The organism is Streptomyces sp. NPDC001933 (assembly GCF_042890955.1).
In the GTDB taxonomy this organism is placed as follows: Bacteria; Actinomycetota; Actinomycetes; order Streptomycetales; family Streptomycetaceae; genus Streptomyces.
Map to the genome: position 1 here is coordinate 37,898 of NZ_JBIASS010000005.1, position 14,550 is coordinate 52,447.

Annotated in this window: 13 protein-coding genes and 1 tRNA gene; 3 read left to right on the plus strand and 11 right to left on the minus strand. The window is 67.9% G+C overall.

The features are described from left to right. Positions 1-64: 64 nt before the first annotated feature. From rpoB to ACFYY7_RS13915, 9 genes are all read right to left on the minus strand, one after another. Positions 65-3,550 carry a DNA-directed RNA polymerase subunit beta gene (gene rpoB, locus ACFYY7_RS13875; RefSeq protein ID WP_266730405.1) on the minus strand — a complete coding sequence of 1,162 codons (3,486 nt, stop codon included), beginning with the start codon at positions 3,548-3,550 and terminating at the stop codon, positions 65-67. Between the two features lie 619 nt (positions 3,551-4,169). Continuing rightward, complete coding sequence (gene rplL, locus ACFYY7_RS13880) at positions 4,170-4,553, minus strand: 50S ribosomal protein L7/L12 (protein ID WP_114246089.1); 384 nt, start codon at positions 4,551-4,553, stop codon at positions 4,170-4,172. Positions 4,554-4,664: 111 nt separating this feature from the next. Beyond that, positions 4,665-5,195 (minus strand): 50S ribosomal protein L10, encoded by a 531-nt coding sequence (rplJ, locus tag ACFYY7_RS13885; protein WP_093540771.1) that lies wholly within the window; start codon positions 5,193-5,195, stop codon positions 4,665-4,667. 274 nt (positions 5,196-5,469) lie between these two features. Beyond that, positions 5,470-6,381, minus strand: coding sequence for a hypothetical protein (locus tag ACFYY7_RS13890; protein ID WP_388661173.1), 912 nt, complete (start codon positions 6,379-6,381; stop codon positions 5,470-5,472). 162 nt (positions 6,382-6,543) lie between these two features. Beyond that, positions 6,544-7,266 (minus strand): 50S ribosomal protein L1, encoded by a 723-nt coding sequence (gene rplA, locus ACFYY7_RS13895; RefSeq protein WP_072485562.1) that lies wholly within the window; start codon positions 7,264-7,266, stop codon positions 6,544-6,546. 82 nt (positions 7,267-7,348) lie between these two features. Beyond that, positions 7,349-7,783, minus strand: coding sequence for a 50S ribosomal protein L11 (rplK, locus tag ACFYY7_RS13900; protein WP_006126872.1), 435 nt, complete (start codon positions 7,781-7,783; stop codon positions 7,349-7,351). Between the two features lie 177 nt (positions 7,784-7,960). Continuing rightward, positions 7,961-8,860, minus strand: a complete 900-nt coding sequence (gene nusG / locus ACFYY7_RS13905; protein WP_388661176.1) for a transcription termination/antitermination protein NusG — start codon at positions 8,858-8,860, stop codon at positions 7,961-7,963. A 73-nt stretch (positions 8,861-8,933) separates the two neighbouring features. Beyond that, positions 8,934-9,221 carry a preprotein translocase subunit SecE gene (gene secE / locus ACFYY7_RS13910; RefSeq protein ID WP_072485564.1) on the minus strand — a complete coding sequence of 96 codons (288 nt, stop codon included), beginning with the start codon at positions 9,219-9,221 and terminating at the stop codon, positions 8,934-8,936. 106 nt (positions 9,222-9,327) lie between these two features. After that, positions 9,328-9,400 (minus strand) — tRNA-Trp (locus ACFYY7_RS13915). Positions 9,401-9,625: 225 nt separating this feature from the next. On the opposite strand from ACFYY7_RS13915, the gene ACFYY7_RS13920 reads away from it, so the two are divergent. Both ACFYY7_RS13920 and ACFYY7_RS13925 read left to right on the plus strand, forming a co-directional pair. Beyond that, positions 9,626-10,852 carry a pyridoxal phosphate-dependent aminotransferase gene (locus ACFYY7_RS13920; protein WP_388661179.1) on the plus strand — a complete coding sequence of 409 codons (1,227 nt, stop codon included), beginning with the start codon at positions 9,626-9,628 and terminating at the stop codon, positions 10,850-10,852. 120 nt (positions 10,853-10,972) lie between these two features. Beyond that, positions 10,973-11,995, plus strand: coding sequence for an adenosine deaminase (locus tag ACFYY7_RS13925; protein ID WP_388661182.1), 1,023 nt, complete (start codon positions 10,973-10,975; stop codon positions 11,993-11,995). Between the two features lie 17 nt (positions 11,996-12,012). Here ACFYY7_RS13925 and ACFYY7_RS13930 read toward each other — a convergent pair whose 3' ends face one another. Then, a complete protein-coding gene (locus tag ACFYY7_RS13930; protein ID WP_388661185.1) occupies positions 12,013-12,618 on the minus strand; it encodes a TetR/AcrR family transcriptional regulator in 606 nt (201 codons plus the stop codon). Positions 12,619-12,705: 87 nt separating this feature from the next. Here ACFYY7_RS13930 and ACFYY7_RS13935 point away from each other — a divergent pair, with 87 nt between their 5' ends. Continuing rightward, complete coding sequence (locus ACFYY7_RS13935; protein ID WP_388661188.1) at positions 12,706-13,341, plus strand: NAD(P)-dependent oxidoreductase; 636 nt, start codon at positions 12,706-12,708, stop codon at positions 13,339-13,341. A gap of 21 nt (positions 13,342-13,362) precedes the next feature. On the opposite strand, the gene ACFYY7_RS13940 is transcribed toward ACFYY7_RS13935, so the two are convergent. Next, positions 13,363-14,418, minus strand: coding sequence for a UDP-N-acetylmuramate dehydrogenase (locus tag ACFYY7_RS13940; protein ID WP_388661191.1), 1,056 nt, complete (start codon positions 14,416-14,418; stop codon positions 13,363-13,365). Positions 14,419-14,550 lie beyond the last annotated feature (132 nt).

Consider the following 14,550-nt stretch of genomic DNA (forward strand, 5'->3'; position numbering starts at 1 on the left):
AGCAATGGTCTGAACGGGTCCGGGGAGAGCCGGCCGGATCACTGGGATCCGGCCGGCCAACCCGTCAGACCTCTTCGACGCTGCTCGGCTCGCGCCGGGACAGGTCGATACCGAGCTCCTCCGCCGCGCGGAAGACGTCCTCGTCCGTGTCGCGCATCTCGATGGACATGCCGTCCGAGGACAGCACCTCCACGTTGAGGCAGAGCGACTGCATTTCCTTGATGAGCACCTTGAAGGACTCGGGGATGCCGGGCTCGGGGATGTTCTCGCCCTTGACGATGGCCTCGTAGACCTTCACGCGGCCGGTCACGTCGTCGGACTTGATCGTCAGGAGCTCCTGGAGGGCGTATGCGGCACCGTATGCCTCAAGGGCCCACACCTCCATCTCACCGAATCGCTGACCACCGAACTGAGCCTTACCACCCAGCGGCTGCTGGGTGATCATGGAGTACGGACCCGTCGAACGAGCGTGCAGCTTGTCGTCGACGAGGTGGTGCAGCTTGAGGATGTACATGTAGCCGACCGAGACCGGGTCCGGGAACGGCTCGCCGGAGCGGCCGTCGAACAGCTTGGCCTTGCCGGAGGGCTGCACCAGGCGGTCACCGTCGCGGTTCGGGATCGTGGCCTCGAAGAGACCGGAGATCTCGTCCTCGCGCGCACCGTCGAAGACGGGGGTGGCGACGTTGGTGCCGGGGGCGACCTGGTCGGCGCCGATGGCCTGCAGGCGCTTGGCCCACTCGTCACCGAGGCCGGAGACGTCCCAGCCGCGGCTGGCGAGCCAGCCGAGGTGGATCTCCAGGACCTGTCCCGGGTTCATTCGGGACGGGACACCCAGCGGGTTGAGGATGATGTCGACCGGGGTGCCGTCCTCCAGGAACGGCATGTCCTCGATCGGCAGGATCTTCGAGATGACGCCCTTGTTGCCGTGACGGCCGGCGAGCTTGTCACCGTCGGTGATCTTGCGCTTCTGCGCGACGTAGACGCGGACCAGCTGGTTCACGCCCGGCGGCAGCTCGTCGCCCTCTTCGCGGTCGAAGACGCGGACGCCGATGACCTTGCCGATCTCACCGTGCGGCACCTTCAGCGAGGTGTCGCGCACCTCGCGCGCCTTCTCACCGAAGATCGCGCGGAGCAGACGCTCCTCGGGGGTCAGCTCGGTCTCACCCTTGGGCGTGACCTTGCCGACGAGGATGTCACCGGCGACGACCTCGGCACCGATACGGATGATGCCGCGCTCGTCGAGGTCGGCGAGGACCTCCTCGGAGACGTTCGGGATGTCCCGGGTGATCTCCTCCGGGCCGAGCTTGGTGTCACGGGCGTCGACCTCGTGCTCCTCGATGTGGATCGAGGAGAGGACGTCGTCCTGCACGAGGCGCTGCGACAGGATGATCGCGTCCTCGTAGTTGTGACCCTCCCACGGCATGAACGCCACGAGCAGGTTCTTGCCGAGGGCCATCTCACCGTTCTCGGTGGCCGGACCGTCGGCGAGGACCTGGTCGGCGACGACCCGGTCGCCCTCGGAGACGACAACCTTCTGGTTGACCGAGGTGCCCTGGTTGGAGCGCATGAACTTGGCGATGCGGTACGTGGTGTACGTGCCGTCGTCGTTGGTCACGGTGATGTAGTCCGCGGAGACCTCCTGGACCACACCGTCCTTCTCGGCCTTGAGCACGTCGCCGGCGTCGGTGGCGCAGCGGTACTCCATGCCGGTGCCGACGAGCGGGGCCTCCGACTTAATCAGCGGCACCGCCTGACGCATCATGTTCGCGCCCATGAGGGCACGGTTGGCGTCGTCGTGCTCCAGGAAGGGGATCATCGCGGTCGCGACGGACACCATCTGGCGCGGCGAGACGTCCATGTAGTCGACGTCCGTGCCGGGCACGTAGTCGACCTCGCCGCCGCGGCGGCGGACCAGCACGCGGTTCTCGACGAAGCGGAGCTCGTCGCTCAGCGGCGCGTTGGCCTGCGCGATGACGAAGCGGTCCTCCTCGTCGGCGGTCAGGTAGTCGACCTCGTCGGTGACCTGGCCCTCGACGACCTTGCGGTACGGCGTCTCGATGAAACCGAACGCGTTGATCCGGCCGTAGGAGGCCAGCGAGCCGATCAGACCGATGTTCGGGCCTTCGGGCGTCTCGATCGGGCACATGCGGCCGTAGTGCGAGGGGTGCACGTCACGGACTTCGAAGCCGGCCCGCTCACGGGAGAGACCACCCGGGCCCAGCGCGTTGAGACGACGCTTGTGCGTCAGGCCCGACAGCGGGTTGTTCTGGTCCATGAACTGGGACAGCTGGCTGGTGCCGAAGAACTCCTTGATGGAGGCGACGACCGGCCGGATGTTGATCAGGGTCTGCGGCGTGATCGCCTCGACGTCCTGGGTGGTCATGCGCTCGCGCACGACGCGCTCCATACGGGCGAGACCCGTACGGACCTGGTTCTGGATGAGCTCACCGACGTTACGGATACGACGGTTGCCGAAGTGGTCGATGTCGTCGGTCTCGACCATGATCGAGCGGCCGGACTCGCCGACCGTCTCGGTCTCACCGGCGTGCAGCTTGACCAGGTACTTGATCGTCGCGATGACGTCGTCGCTGGTGAGCACACCGGCGTCGAGCGGCTCGTCGGCGCCGAGCTTCTTGTTCACCTTGTAGCGGCCGACCTTCGCGAGGTCGTAGCGCTTCGGGTTGAAGTAGAGGTTCTCGAGCAGCGTCTGAGCGGCCTCACGGGTGGGCGGCTCACCCGGACGCAGCTTGCGGTAGATGTCGAGCAGCGCGTCGTCCTGGCCCTGGGTGTGGTCCTTCTCCAGGGTGGCGCGCATGGACTCGTACTCGCCGAACTCCTCCAGGATCTGCTCGGTCGTCCAGCCGAGAGCCTTCAGGAGAACGGTGACGGACTGCTTGCGCTTGCGGTCGATGCGGACACCGACCATGTCGCGCTTGTCGATCTCCATCTCCAGCCAGGCACCCCGGGACGGGATGATCTTGGCGGAGAAGATGTCCTTGTCGGACGTCTTGTCGATGGAGGAGTCGAAGTAGACACCCGGCGAGCGGACCAGCTGCGACACGACGACACGCTCGGTGCCGTTGATGACGAAGGTGCCCTTGTTGGTCATGAGCGGGAAGTCGCCCATGAAGACCGTCTGGGACTTGATCTCGCCGGTCTCGTTGTTGGTGAACTCGGCGGTGACGAAGAGCGGGGCGGCGAACGTGAAGTCGCGCTCCTTGCACTCGTCGATCGAGTTCTTCGGGGGCTCGAAGCGGTGGTCGCGGAAAGTCAGCGACATCGACCCGGAGAAGTCCTCGATCGGCGAGATCTCCTCGAAGATCTCTTCCAGGCCGGACTTGGTCGGGACGTTCTGTCCACTGTCCAGAGCAGCCTCGACGCGAGCCTTCCATGCGGCATTGCCGAGGAGCCAGTCAAAACTCTCGGTCTGCAGCGCGAGGAGGTTCGGAACCTCGAGGGGCTCCTTGATCTTTGCAAAGGAGATGCGCAGCGGGGCGGTGCTGGCACCGTTGTTCGTATTCGCGGTCGAGGCGTTGCGCGAGGCGGCCAAGAGGGGGTCCTTCCGAGGGCTCGGACTCACTACGCGCGTACCGGTCCCAAGCCGGACACGATGGCAGTCGGTTCCTGATTCGACCGAATAAGGCCAGGTCAGAGACGATCAGTCATCGGTGCTCAAGCGAGGGCATGCCCCTGGTGACGGGCAGGAGGCAGCTAACAGGCAGCGCAAAGGGTCAGTGTAGCCAAACGGCACACTGATGTCCAGTCGGGGTTCTCAGAGACCCACGTTGCTCTCAACAGCTGTTCTCAACACCTATGGCTAGCCCTTGCGCGTGCTGCGCTCTTCTTTACTGCCCGCTTCGCCCACGATCCATGCCTCGGATTCGGATCGATGTGACGACGCGTCCTGAGAATTGCGCGCCGCGTGCGGTTCGTCAAGGCCCCCCTGCGGGGACAACGCCCCGAGGTCCGCACCCGACCGCCTCCCGGCGCCGGTCGGCCGCTCCGGAGAGGCAACGGCGAAGATCACCATACTCGTCGCCGCCGGAAGAGCAAGGCAGCCGCCTCGGGTACGCCGAAGGGCGACCACCCGGATGGGTGATCGCCCTTCGTGTGATGACGTCCGTGCCGTACGGCAGGAGGCGTCAGAAGGAGTCAGCAGACTCCCTGAGTCACTTGACCTCGACGGAAGCGCCGGCGGCCTTGAGGGACTCGGCAGCCTTCTCGGCGGCCTCCTTGGCGACCTTCTCGAGGACCGGCTTCGGGGTGCCGTCGACGAGGTCCTTGGCCTCCTTCAGACCCAGCGAGGTCAGCTCACGCACGACCTTGATGACCTGGATCTTCTTCTCGCCGGCGCCGGTGAGGATGACGTCGAACTCGTCCTTCTCCTCGACGGCCTCGGCAACGGCGCCCGGGCCGGCCGGACCGGCGACGGCGACGGCCGCAGCGGCGGTGACGTCGAACTTCTCCTCGAAGGCCTTCACGAACTCGGAGAGCTCGATGAGGGTCATCTCTTCGAACTGCGCGAGCAGGTCGTCCTGGGACAGCTTCGCCATGATGGCGTCCTTCCACTAATTCGGCAGGTGCCGGATGTACATGTAGGCGGGCGTACGTTCGGCCCGCTGCGACCGTCTCCCTAGTGGGCGACGATCATTGCGCGAGCCGAGTTACTCGGCACCGCCCTGCTCTTCGAGCTTGACGCGAAGCGCCTCCGCGGTGCGGACGAACTTCGACGGCAGCGCCTGGAAGAGCGAAGCAGCCTGAGACTGCTTGCCCTTGAAGGCACCGGCCAGCTTGCTGAGCAGAACCTCGCGGGACTCGAGGTCCGCAAGCTTCTTGATCTCATCGGCGGACAGCGCCTTGCCATCAAGGACACCGCCCTTGATGATCAGGTTCGGGTTCTCCTTGGCGAAGTCACGAAGACCCTTCGCCGACTCCACCGGGTCACCGGTGATGAAGGCAACCGCCGTCGGACCAGTGAACTGGTCGTCCAGCGACGTGATCCCGGCCTCGTTGGCCGCAATCTTGGTCAGCGTGTTCTTCACCACGGCGTACTGGGCGTTCTCACCGAGCGAACGACGCAGCGTCTTGAGCTGCGCCACGGTGAGACCCCGGTACTCGGTCAGCACAGCGGCGTTCGAGCTGCGGAACTGGTCCGCGAGCTCGGCTACCGCGGCAGCCTTGTCGGGCCTTGCCATGAGCGTCGGCCTCCTTCCGGGTGATGAGGACCGCTCAGAAGGGGCCGGGAAAGACGAAACGCCCCGGCGCAGGCGCCAGGGCGTAGCTCGACCGAAAAAATCCGGGAGCTTTCCACAGTCACCTGCGCAGGTCGCCCGTACTCAACGGATCCTTCGGTCGCTGTCCCCTCTTGCGAGAGCACAGCAACGACCAGCGGTCTTTGGCTTCTGTAGGAGAGTACGCGACCGGAGTCGCGCCGAGCAAATCCGTCCCGCCCGGGGCGGCACGGGAGGTTCAGGACGCGCCCGAACCCGCCCCCTGCTGCTGCTTGAGAAGCTCGGCGAAGTCCACCGTGTCGGCGGCCGGCGGCTGCTCGACGGAGACCTTCGTCCCGTAATCGCTGTAGTACACCGTGGAGTTGAGCTCGCCGGTCTTCATCTGGCCGCGCTCGCTCTTCTTGACCAGCAGGTCGTTGTCGTCGACCCAGATGTCGATCGTCTCCGTGGTGATGCCGGCGTCGCTCAGCTGCTTCTTCAGCTGCTCCAGCTGGGCGGCGTCGAGCTCGGAGTTCTTCGCGGTCAGAGCGGCGACGTCGATGGTCCCGGAGTAGTGCGTGGCGGATACGCCGCGGACGTCCTCCTTGCCGACCTTCTTCACGTCCCCGGAGGCCAGCAGCGACTTCACGCCCTGGTCAGGGGTGGTGTTCTGCATCTGCTGCTTCATCGCCTCGCCGGAGGCGCCCGCCATCTTGGCGAGGTCGGCGTAGCCGTAGTAGATCCAGTGCTTGCCGCCGGTCTGCTTCGCGAAGCCGTCGCCCATGTTGACGACGTAGCCGTCCTTGAAGTAGCGGGCCTGCATCGTGCCGGTGCCACCGGACTGCTTCATGGCGTCCGCCATGCTGCCGCCGGTGTACGTGATCTCCATGGCGCCGGTGAGACCGTCGGTCCAGTCGATGGTGCCGCTCTGTTCCATGGACATCGTGGTGCCCATCTGCGTGGTGCCCTCGACCTTCGCCGAGCTCTCCCCACCGGTCTTCTTCTCCACGGCGCGCAGCGCGGCTATCGGGTCGGCCTTGACGACGCCACTGCCCTGCTTGTCGCTCTTGTCGCTCTTGCCGCTGTCCGATCCGCTGCAGGCCGCGACCGACGTCAGCGCCGCTGCCGCTGCCACCGACAGACACACGCGTCGCACGGTACTGGTCCTCATGTCAGCTTCCACCCCTCGTTCGGCTCTGTCGGGGCCTCACGCTAACGCACAGGTCCGACACAGCCTCCGGCAATACGGATACAAGGACGGGCCCCGCACCTCGAAAGGTTGCGGGGCCCGTCAATGTCACACGTGACGCGGCTTGCTGCCGAGCGCTGGGGCTCAGACGGCGGCCGGGTCCTCCTCGACGAGGAGGTTACGGGTGCGGTTGGCGTCCAGCGGGATGCCGGGGCCCATCGTGGTGGCCAGGGTGGCCTTCTTGATGTAGCGGCCCTTGGCGGCGGACGGCTTCAGACGGAGGATCTCCTCCAGCGCCGCCGCGTAGTTCTCCACCAGCTTGGTGTCGTCGAACGAGACCTTGCCGATGATGAAGTGCAGGTTCGAGTGCTTGTCGACGCGGAACTCGATCTTGCCGCCCTTGATGTCGTTGACAGCCTTCGCGACATCGGGGGTGACGGTGCCGGTCTTCGGGTTCGGCATCAGACCACGCGGACCGAGCACCCGGCCGAGGCGGCCGACCTTGCCCATGAGGTCCGGGGTGGCGACGACGGCGTCGAAGTCCAGACGGCCCTTCGCCACCTCGTCGATGAGCTCGTCGGCGCCGACGATGTCGGCGCCCGCGGCTTCCGCGGCCGCAGCGCGGTCACCGGTCGCGAAGACCAGGACCCGGGCGGTCTTGCCGGTGCCGTGCGGGAGGTTCACGGTGCCACGGACCATCTGGTCGGCCTTGCGCGGGTCGACACCCAGGCAGAACGCGACCTCGACGGTGCCGTCGAACTTGGTGGAGGCGGTGTCCTTGGCGAGACGGACGGCCTCGAGCGGCGCGTAGTTGCGCGACCGGTCGACCTTGGCGTCCGCAGCGCGGAGGTTCTTGCTGCGCTTCACTTCTACTCCTGTTGGTTTCAGGGTGTGGAGTCGTGGTGCGGGCCAGCGCTTGGCCCTACCACTGGGGATGTGAGGGGCTGAATCAGCCTTCGACCGTGATGCCCATGGAACGGGCGGTGCCAGCGATGATCTTCGACGCGGCGTCGAGGTCGTTGGCGTTCAGGTCGGGGAGCTTCGTCGTGGCGATCTCACGGACCTGGGCAGCCGTCAGCTTGGCGACCTTGGTCTTGTGCGGCTCGCCGGAGCCCTTCTCCACGCCCGCAGCCTTGAGGATCAGCTTCGCGGCCGGCGGAGTCTTGGTCACGAAGGTGAAGGAACGGTCCTCGTAGACCGTGATCTCCACCGGCACGACCATGCCACGCTGCGACTCGGTCGCGGCGTTGTAGGCCTTGCAGAATTCCATGATGTTGACGCCGTGCTGGCCGAGCGCGGGGCCGACCGGCGGGGCCGGGTTGGCCGCACCAGCGTTGATCTGGAGCTTGATAAGCCCCGTGACCTTCTTCTTCTTGGGAGGCATTGCTCTCTCCGGGTCCTAGTGAGAGTGTTTCGCCGCCTTCCGGATCATCCGGATGGAGGCATACCGCACAACGATAACGGGTATAGCTGCGCGACCAAAAACCGAGCAGGTCAGACGGGCTTCTCAGCCGGTCTGACCTGCTCGGTAGGCATGTGTCCAGAAACTGGCGGGAAGCCGCTAGTTCTTCTGGATCTGGTCGAAGCTGAGCTCGACCGGGGTCTCGCGGCCGAAGATCTCGACGAGGCCCTTGACCTTCTTCGAGTCGGCGTTGATCTCGTTGATCGTCGCCTGCAGCGTCGCGAACGGTCCGTCGGTGACGGTGACCGAGTCGCCGACCTCGAAGTCGAGCACCTGGACCTCGACCTTGCGGGCCGGAGCCGGCTTGCCCTCGGCCTCGGCGGCCTCGCGGGCGGCCTTCTCCTCGGCCTCCGGGGCGAGCATCTTGACGATCTCGTCCAGGGTCAGCGGGTACGGGTCGTAGGCGTTGCCCACGAAGCCGGTGACGCCGGGGGTGTTGCGGACGACGCCCCAGGACTCGTTCGTCAGGTCCATGCGCACCAGGACGTAGCCCGGGAGCTTGTTCTGGCGGACGTTCTTGCGCTCGCCGTTCTTGATCTGGACGATCTCTTCCTCGGGCACTTCGGCCTGGTAGATGAAGTCCTCGACGTTGAGCGAGACGGCGCGCTGCTCCAGGTTGGCCTTCACACGCTTCTCGTAACCGGCGTACGTGTGGATGACGTACCACTCGCCGGGAAGGCCGCGCAGCTCGTCGCGCAGGGCGGTGACGGCGTCGACGGGCTCGGCCGGCTCGGCCTCTTCCTCGTCGTCCTCGTCGCTCTCGGATTCGGCGTCGGCCTCCGCGGCCTCGTCCTCGTCCTCGTCGTCCTCGTCGTCCTCGTCGTCGTCCTCGTCGTGGACGGCGGCCTGCTCGGCGGGCTCACCTGCGGCGTCGTCGGCAGCTTCGGCCTGGTCCGGCTCCTCGGCGTCCGCCGCCTCGACGATGTCGAGCTCGTCCTCGGCGGACTCGAAGGCGCCCGCCGTCGGCTCGACGGCGTCGTTCAGGTTCGGGTCAGACACGGTGGCTGCTTCTTCCTGGATACAAATGGGTGGAACATGCGAAAGGGGCGCCCATGAGGCGCCCTCCGCGGGATCAGCCGAAGACGTACTTGATGACCCGCTGGAATCCGAAGTCAATCACGGTAACCAGACCGATCATGACGACGACGAAGACAATCACCACACTGGTGTATGTCGTCAGCTGGCTGCGAGTCGGCCAGACGACCTTGCGCAGCTCGGCGACGATCTGGCGGTAGAACAGCGCGAGGCGGCCCAGAGGGCCCTTCTTTCCGCGCTTGCCGCCCTTCCGGGTCTTCTTCTTCGACTCGGGTACTTCATCCTCGGCATCAGGCATGTCGATGGAGCCCACGGCGTCCGTCACGCTTCTCACCTGATTCCGGGTCATGGCCGTGCCGCGCCCGGTGGAGCCGCACGGCGGTGCATTGAAGTACGTACATGCGCACACATCCTGGCGAAGGAGTGTGTAGCAGGGCCGGAGGGACTTGAACCCCCAACCGCTGGTTTTGGAGACCAGTGCTCTACCAATTGAGCTACGACCCTTTGTGGTTTCCACCAACCTACCGCATCTCCCCGGATGGTCCGGGTGCAGGAACGGTGCGGCTGGTGAAGGCCAACGACAGGTGAGTGTACGTGTTCAGCGGCCCGGCGTCGAACAGATAGCTCCCGACCGCTCCTGATCGCATGTTGTCCGCATGCTGTCCGAGTCGTGTCCGGTCCCTGAAACCGCTGTGCCGACTGGGATCACGGTCTGGAACCATGGGGAACATGAGCGCTGCAACTTCCCCCTCCGAGCGCCGGGTCTCCGCCCGCATCGGTGCCATCTCCGAATCCGCCACCCTCGCCGTCGACGCCAAGGCCAAGGCCCTCAAGGCGGCCGGCCGTCCGGTGATCGGCTTCGGTGCCGGTGAGCCCGACTTCCCGACCCCCGGCTACATCGTCGAGGCCGCGATCGAGGCCTGCCGCAACCCGAAGTACCACCGCTACACCCCGGCAGGAGGGCTCCCGGAGCTCAAGGCCGCCATCGCGGAGAAGACGCTGCGCGACTCCGGCTACGAGGTCGACGCCTCGCAGATCCTGGTGACCAACGGCGGCAAGCAGGCCATCTACGAGGCGTTCGCCGCGATCCTCGACCCGGGCGACGAGGTCATCGTCCCCGCCCCGTACTGGACCACCTACCCCGAGTCGATCCGGCTGGCCGGCGGTGTCCCGGTGGAGGTCGTGGCCGACGAGACCACCGGCTACCGGGTCTCCGTCGAGCAGCTGGAGGCGGCGCGCACCGAGCGCACGAAGGTCGTCCTGTTCGTCTCGCCCTCGAACCCGACCGGTGCCGTGTACAGCGAGGCCGACGCCGAGGCGATCGGCCGCTGGGCCGTCGAGCACGGCCTGTGGGTGCTGACCGACGAGATCTACGAGCACCTGGTCTACGGCGACGCGAAGTTCACCTCGCTGCCCGCGATCGTGCCCGAGCTGCGTGACAAGTGCATCGTGGTCAACGGCGTCGCCAAGACGTACGCGATGACCGGCTGGCGGGTGGGCTGGATCGTCGGCCCGAAGGACGTGGTCAAGGCCGCGACCAACCTCCAGTCGCACGCCACGTCCAACGTCTCCAACGTGGCCCAGGTCGCCGCGCTGGCCGCCGTCTCCGGGAACCTGGACGCGGTCGCCGAGATGCGTACCGCCTTCGACCGGCGCCGGCAGACCATCGTCCGGATGCTCAACGAGATCGACGGGGTGCTGTGCCCGGAGCCCGAGGGCGCGTTCTACGCCTACCCCTCGGTGAAGGAGCTGCTCGGCAAGGAGATCCGCGGCAAGCGCCCGGCCACCTCGGTCGAGCTGGCGGCGCTGATCCTGGACGAGTCCGAGGTCGCGGTCGTACCGGGCGAGGCCTTCGGTACGCCGGGCTACCTGCGTCTGTCGTACGCGCTGGGCGACGAGGACCTCGTCGAGGGCGTGTCGCGGCTCCAGAAGCTGCTGGGCGAGGCCAAGGCGTAGCAGCTGCTGAACTCAGTGACCGACCCCCGGCTCCCGCCGGGGGTCGTTTGCTTGTTCGAGGGGCAATCCGATGGGGAAAGCGGCTACCGCTGAACCCCGGGTGTGCGGCAGGATCTTGGGATGGAGCGTGATGTACGGCTGTTGCCCAAGGCCCACCTGCACCTGCATTTCACCGGGTCGATGCGGCCGACGACCCTGCTCGAACTCGCCGACAAGTACGGCGTGCGTCTGCCGGACGCCCTCACCAGTGGCGAACCGCCCAGTCTGCGGGCCACGGACGAGCGCGGATGGTTCCGCTTCCAGCGGCTCTACGACATCGCCCGGTCCTGTCTCAGGGCCCCCGAGGACATTCAGCGGCTGGTCCGCGAGACGGCCCAGGAGGACGTCGCGGACGGCTCCGGCTGGCTGGAGATCCAGGTCGACCCCACCTCGTACGCGCCGCTGCTCGGCGGGCTCATCCCGGCGATCGAGATCATCCTGGACGCGGTGGACAGCGCGTCGCGCGATACGGGGCTGCCGATCCGGGTGGTGATCGCGGCGAACCGGATGAAGCATCCGCTGGACGCCCGGACGCTCGCCCGGCTCGCGGTGCGGTACGTGGACCGGGGCGTGGTCGGATTCGGGCTCTCCAACGACGAGCGCCGCGGGATGGCCCGGGACTTCGACCGGGCCTTCGCCATCGCCCGCGAGGGCGGCCTGCTGGCGGCGCCGCACGGCGGTGAGCTGTCCGGCCCCGCCAGCGTGCGGGACTGTCTGGACGATCTCGACGCGGCCCGGATCGGGCACGGCGTACGGGCCGCCGAGGACCCCCGGCTGCTGCGCACGCTGGCCGAGCGCCAGGTGACCTGCGAGGTCTGCCCGGCGTCCAACGTGGCGCTGGGCGTCTACGAGAAGCCCGCCGACGTACCCCTGCGCAAACTGTTCGAGGCCGGGGTGCCGATGGCGCTGGGCGCGGACGATCCGCTGCTCTTCGGTTCGCGGCTGGCCGCGCAGTACGACCTGGTGCGGCGCCATCACGCGTTCACGGACGAGGAGCTGGCCGAACTGGCGCGGCAGTCGGTACGGGGCTCCGCCGCGCCGGCCCCGGTGCGGGACCAGCTCCTGGCGGGCGTCGACGACTGGCTGGCGAAGCCCGCGGGGTAGCGCGGGGCGGGTCCGGGTTACGCCCCGATGCCCCGCATCAGCGTCCGCGCCATGGAGGCGGCGAACTCGTCGAGGGTCTGCGGCGGCTCTCCGTCCGCCGTGGCCTCGTAGGCGAAGGCCCGCTGGGCGCAGGCTCCCAGCAGCAGCGACGCGGCCGCGTAGGTGTCCGCGTCGGCCCGGACCCGGCCGGCGTCCTGTTCGGAGCGCAGATAGGCGTCCAGGCCCCTGATGGGCATGTGCGGGCCGGTGCCGAGCTCCCGCATCGCGTCGTCGTGGCGCGCCTTGAGCCTGGGCTCGGCGTACAGCGAGGCGGCGATCGGGAAGACCTGCTCGTAGAAGAGCGCGGCCCGGCGGGCGATCTCGGTGAGGTTCTGCTCGACGGTCCGCTCCTCCGGGCCCGAGGTCGCGACGAGCTGCTTCAGCAGCGGGTCGATCCTGGGCAGCCGTTCCTTGAGCACGGTGACGAACAGCTCTTCCTTGCTCGCGAAGTGCTTGTAGAGCGCGGCCTCGGAGCAGCCCGCGGCTCTGGCGATCTCCTTGGTGGTGGCGCGGGCCAGGCCGATGGTGAGCATCAGCTGATGGGCGGCGTCGATGATGCGGACGCGGGCCGGCTTCTGCTCCATGCACACTCCAACGAAGCTTGACGAGGTGGTGAGTATCCACTCACTCTATGGGTGAGTGAATACTTACCCACCCTGGGAGGGTGTGCAATGAGGATCACGGTGTTCGGCGCCACGGGCGGCGTCGGTCAGGAGATCGTCCGCCAGGCACTGGCGGCGGGCCACGAGGTGACAGTGGTGGTCCGTGACCCGGCGCGGCTGCCCGTCCCGCTCTCCGAAGTGCAGGTGCACACGGTCGCGCACATGGACGAGCCGGAGGCGCTGCGCGAGGCTGTCGCGGGCCGGGACGCGGTGCTCTCCGCGCTCGGCTCGCGCGGCCGGAAGGCGGACGGGGTCGCCGAGCGGCTCACCGGATCGGTGCTGGCGGCGATGGAGGCGGAGGGGGTGCGGCGGCTGCTGGTGGTCAGCGCGGCCCCGGTCGGCCCGCGACCGGCCGACGACCCGCTCCTGGACCGGCTGGTCCGCAAGGTGGTCGGGGCGGTCCTCAAGGAGGTCTACGCGGACCTGACGCTGATGGAGGCCGCGCTGGCCCGCAGCGCGACGGACTGGACGTCCGTACGGCCGCCGAAGCTCACCAACGGGCCGCTGACGGGGAAGTACCGGACCGCCGTCGGCAGCACTCCGCGCAGCGGCCGGACCATCGCGCGGGCCGATGTGGCCCACGCGATGCTGGCGCTGATCGACGACCCGGCGTCGGTGAAGCAGGGCGTGGGCGTGGCGTACTGAGCGGGGCGGGACCTGCCCGTCCTACAGGCTCACGCCGACCGTCACCGGTTCGTTGACGAGCGTGACGCCGAACGCCTCGCGGACCCCGGCGACGACCTCGCGGGCGAGTGCGACGAGGTCCTCGGTGGTCGCCTCGCCGCGGTTGGTGAGGGCGAGGGTGTGCTTGGTGGAGATACGGGCCGGTCCCGTGCCGTACCCCTTGGTGAATCCGGCCTTGTCGATGAGCCAGGCCGCGGAGGTCTTGACGCGTCCCCCGTCCGCGGGGAAGGCGGGGGGCGTCGTCTCCGGGCCGAGCCGGTCCCTGGCGCGGGCGAGGAACGCCTCGTACTCCGCCTCCTCCAGGATCGGGTTGGTGAAGAACGAGCCGGCCGACCAGGTGTCGTGGTCCTCCGGGTCCAGCACCATGCCCTTGCCGGCGCGGAGCCCCAGCACGGTCTCGCGGGCGGCCGCCGCGGGCACCCGCTCGCCCTGCTCGACGCCCATGGCGCGGGCCGTCTCGGCGTACCTCAGCGGCGCGGACAGACCGCCCGCGTCCTCCAGCTCGAAGCGGACACGCAGCACCACGAAACGGTCGGGTTCGGCCTTGAAGCGACTGTGCCGGTACGAGAACGCGCACTCGGCGTTCGGGATGGTGACCGTTTCCTCGGTGCGCCGGTCGTAGGCGACGACCTCCGTGATGGTCGAGGAGACCTCCTGGCCGTACGCACCGACGTTCTGGATCGGCGTCGCACCGGCGGACCCCGGGATTCCGGCCAGGCACTCGATGCCCGCGAGGCCGGCCTCGACGGTACGGGCCACGGCGTCCGTCCAGAGCTCGCCGGCGGCGAGCTCCAGCGTCGTGCCGTCCAGTGCGAAGCCCTTGGTCGCGATGCGCAGGGCGGTGCCGTCGAAACCCTTGTCGCCGATGACCAGGTTGCTGCCGCCGCCGATGACGAGGAGCGGGGTGCCGCTCCCGTCGGCCTCGCGCACGGCTTCGATCACCTCGGCGTCGGTGGTCGCCGTGAGGAGGCGGGCGGCGGGGCCGCCCAGCCGGAAGGTGGTCAGGGGGGCGAGGGGGGCGTCATGGAGTTCCTGCACGGGGACAAGGGTACGGTCCGTGCCCCCACCGCTCGGGCGGGGCACGGACCGGCCTCGCCGCAGAGCCCCGACCGGACCCGGCGCCCGGCCGGGAAGCCGGGCACAACCTGCCCACGGGCAAGGATGAGGGGC

Excerpts from the sequence above, each read along its gene's own strand:
- rplL (WP_114246089.1), bottom strand. The coding sequence starts at position 4,553 with ATGGCGAAGCTGTCCCAGGACGACCTGCTCGCGCAGTTCGAAGAGATG.
- rplK (WP_006126872.1), bottom strand. The coding sequence starts at position 7,783 with ATGCCTCCCAAGAAGAAGAAGGTCACGGGGCTTATCAAGCTCCAGATC.
- ACFYY7_RS13935 (WP_388661188.1), top strand. The coding sequence starts at position 12,706 with ATGAGGATCACGGTGTTCGGCGCCACGGGCGGCGTCGGTCAGGAGATC.
- ACFYY7_RS13930 (WP_388661185.1), bottom strand. The coding sequence starts at position 12,618 with ATGGAGCAGAAGCCGGCCCGCGTCCGCATCATCGACGCCGCCCATCAG.
- ACFYY7_RS13925 (WP_388661182.1), top strand. The coding sequence starts at position 10,973 with ATGGAGCGTGATGTACGGCTGTTGCCCAAGGCCCACCTGCACCTGCAT.
- rplJ (WP_093540771.1), bottom strand. The coding sequence starts at position 5,195 with ATGGCAAGGCCCGACAAGGCTGCCGCGGTAGCCGAGCTCGCGGACCAG.
- ACFYY7_RS13890 (WP_388661173.1), bottom strand. The coding sequence starts at position 6,381 with ATGAGGACCAGTACCGTGCGACGCGTGTGTCTGTCGGTGGCAGCGGCA.
- ACFYY7_RS13920 (WP_388661179.1), top strand. The coding sequence starts at position 9,626 with ATGAGCGCTGCAACTTCCCCCTCCGAGCGCCGGGTCTCCGCCCGCATC.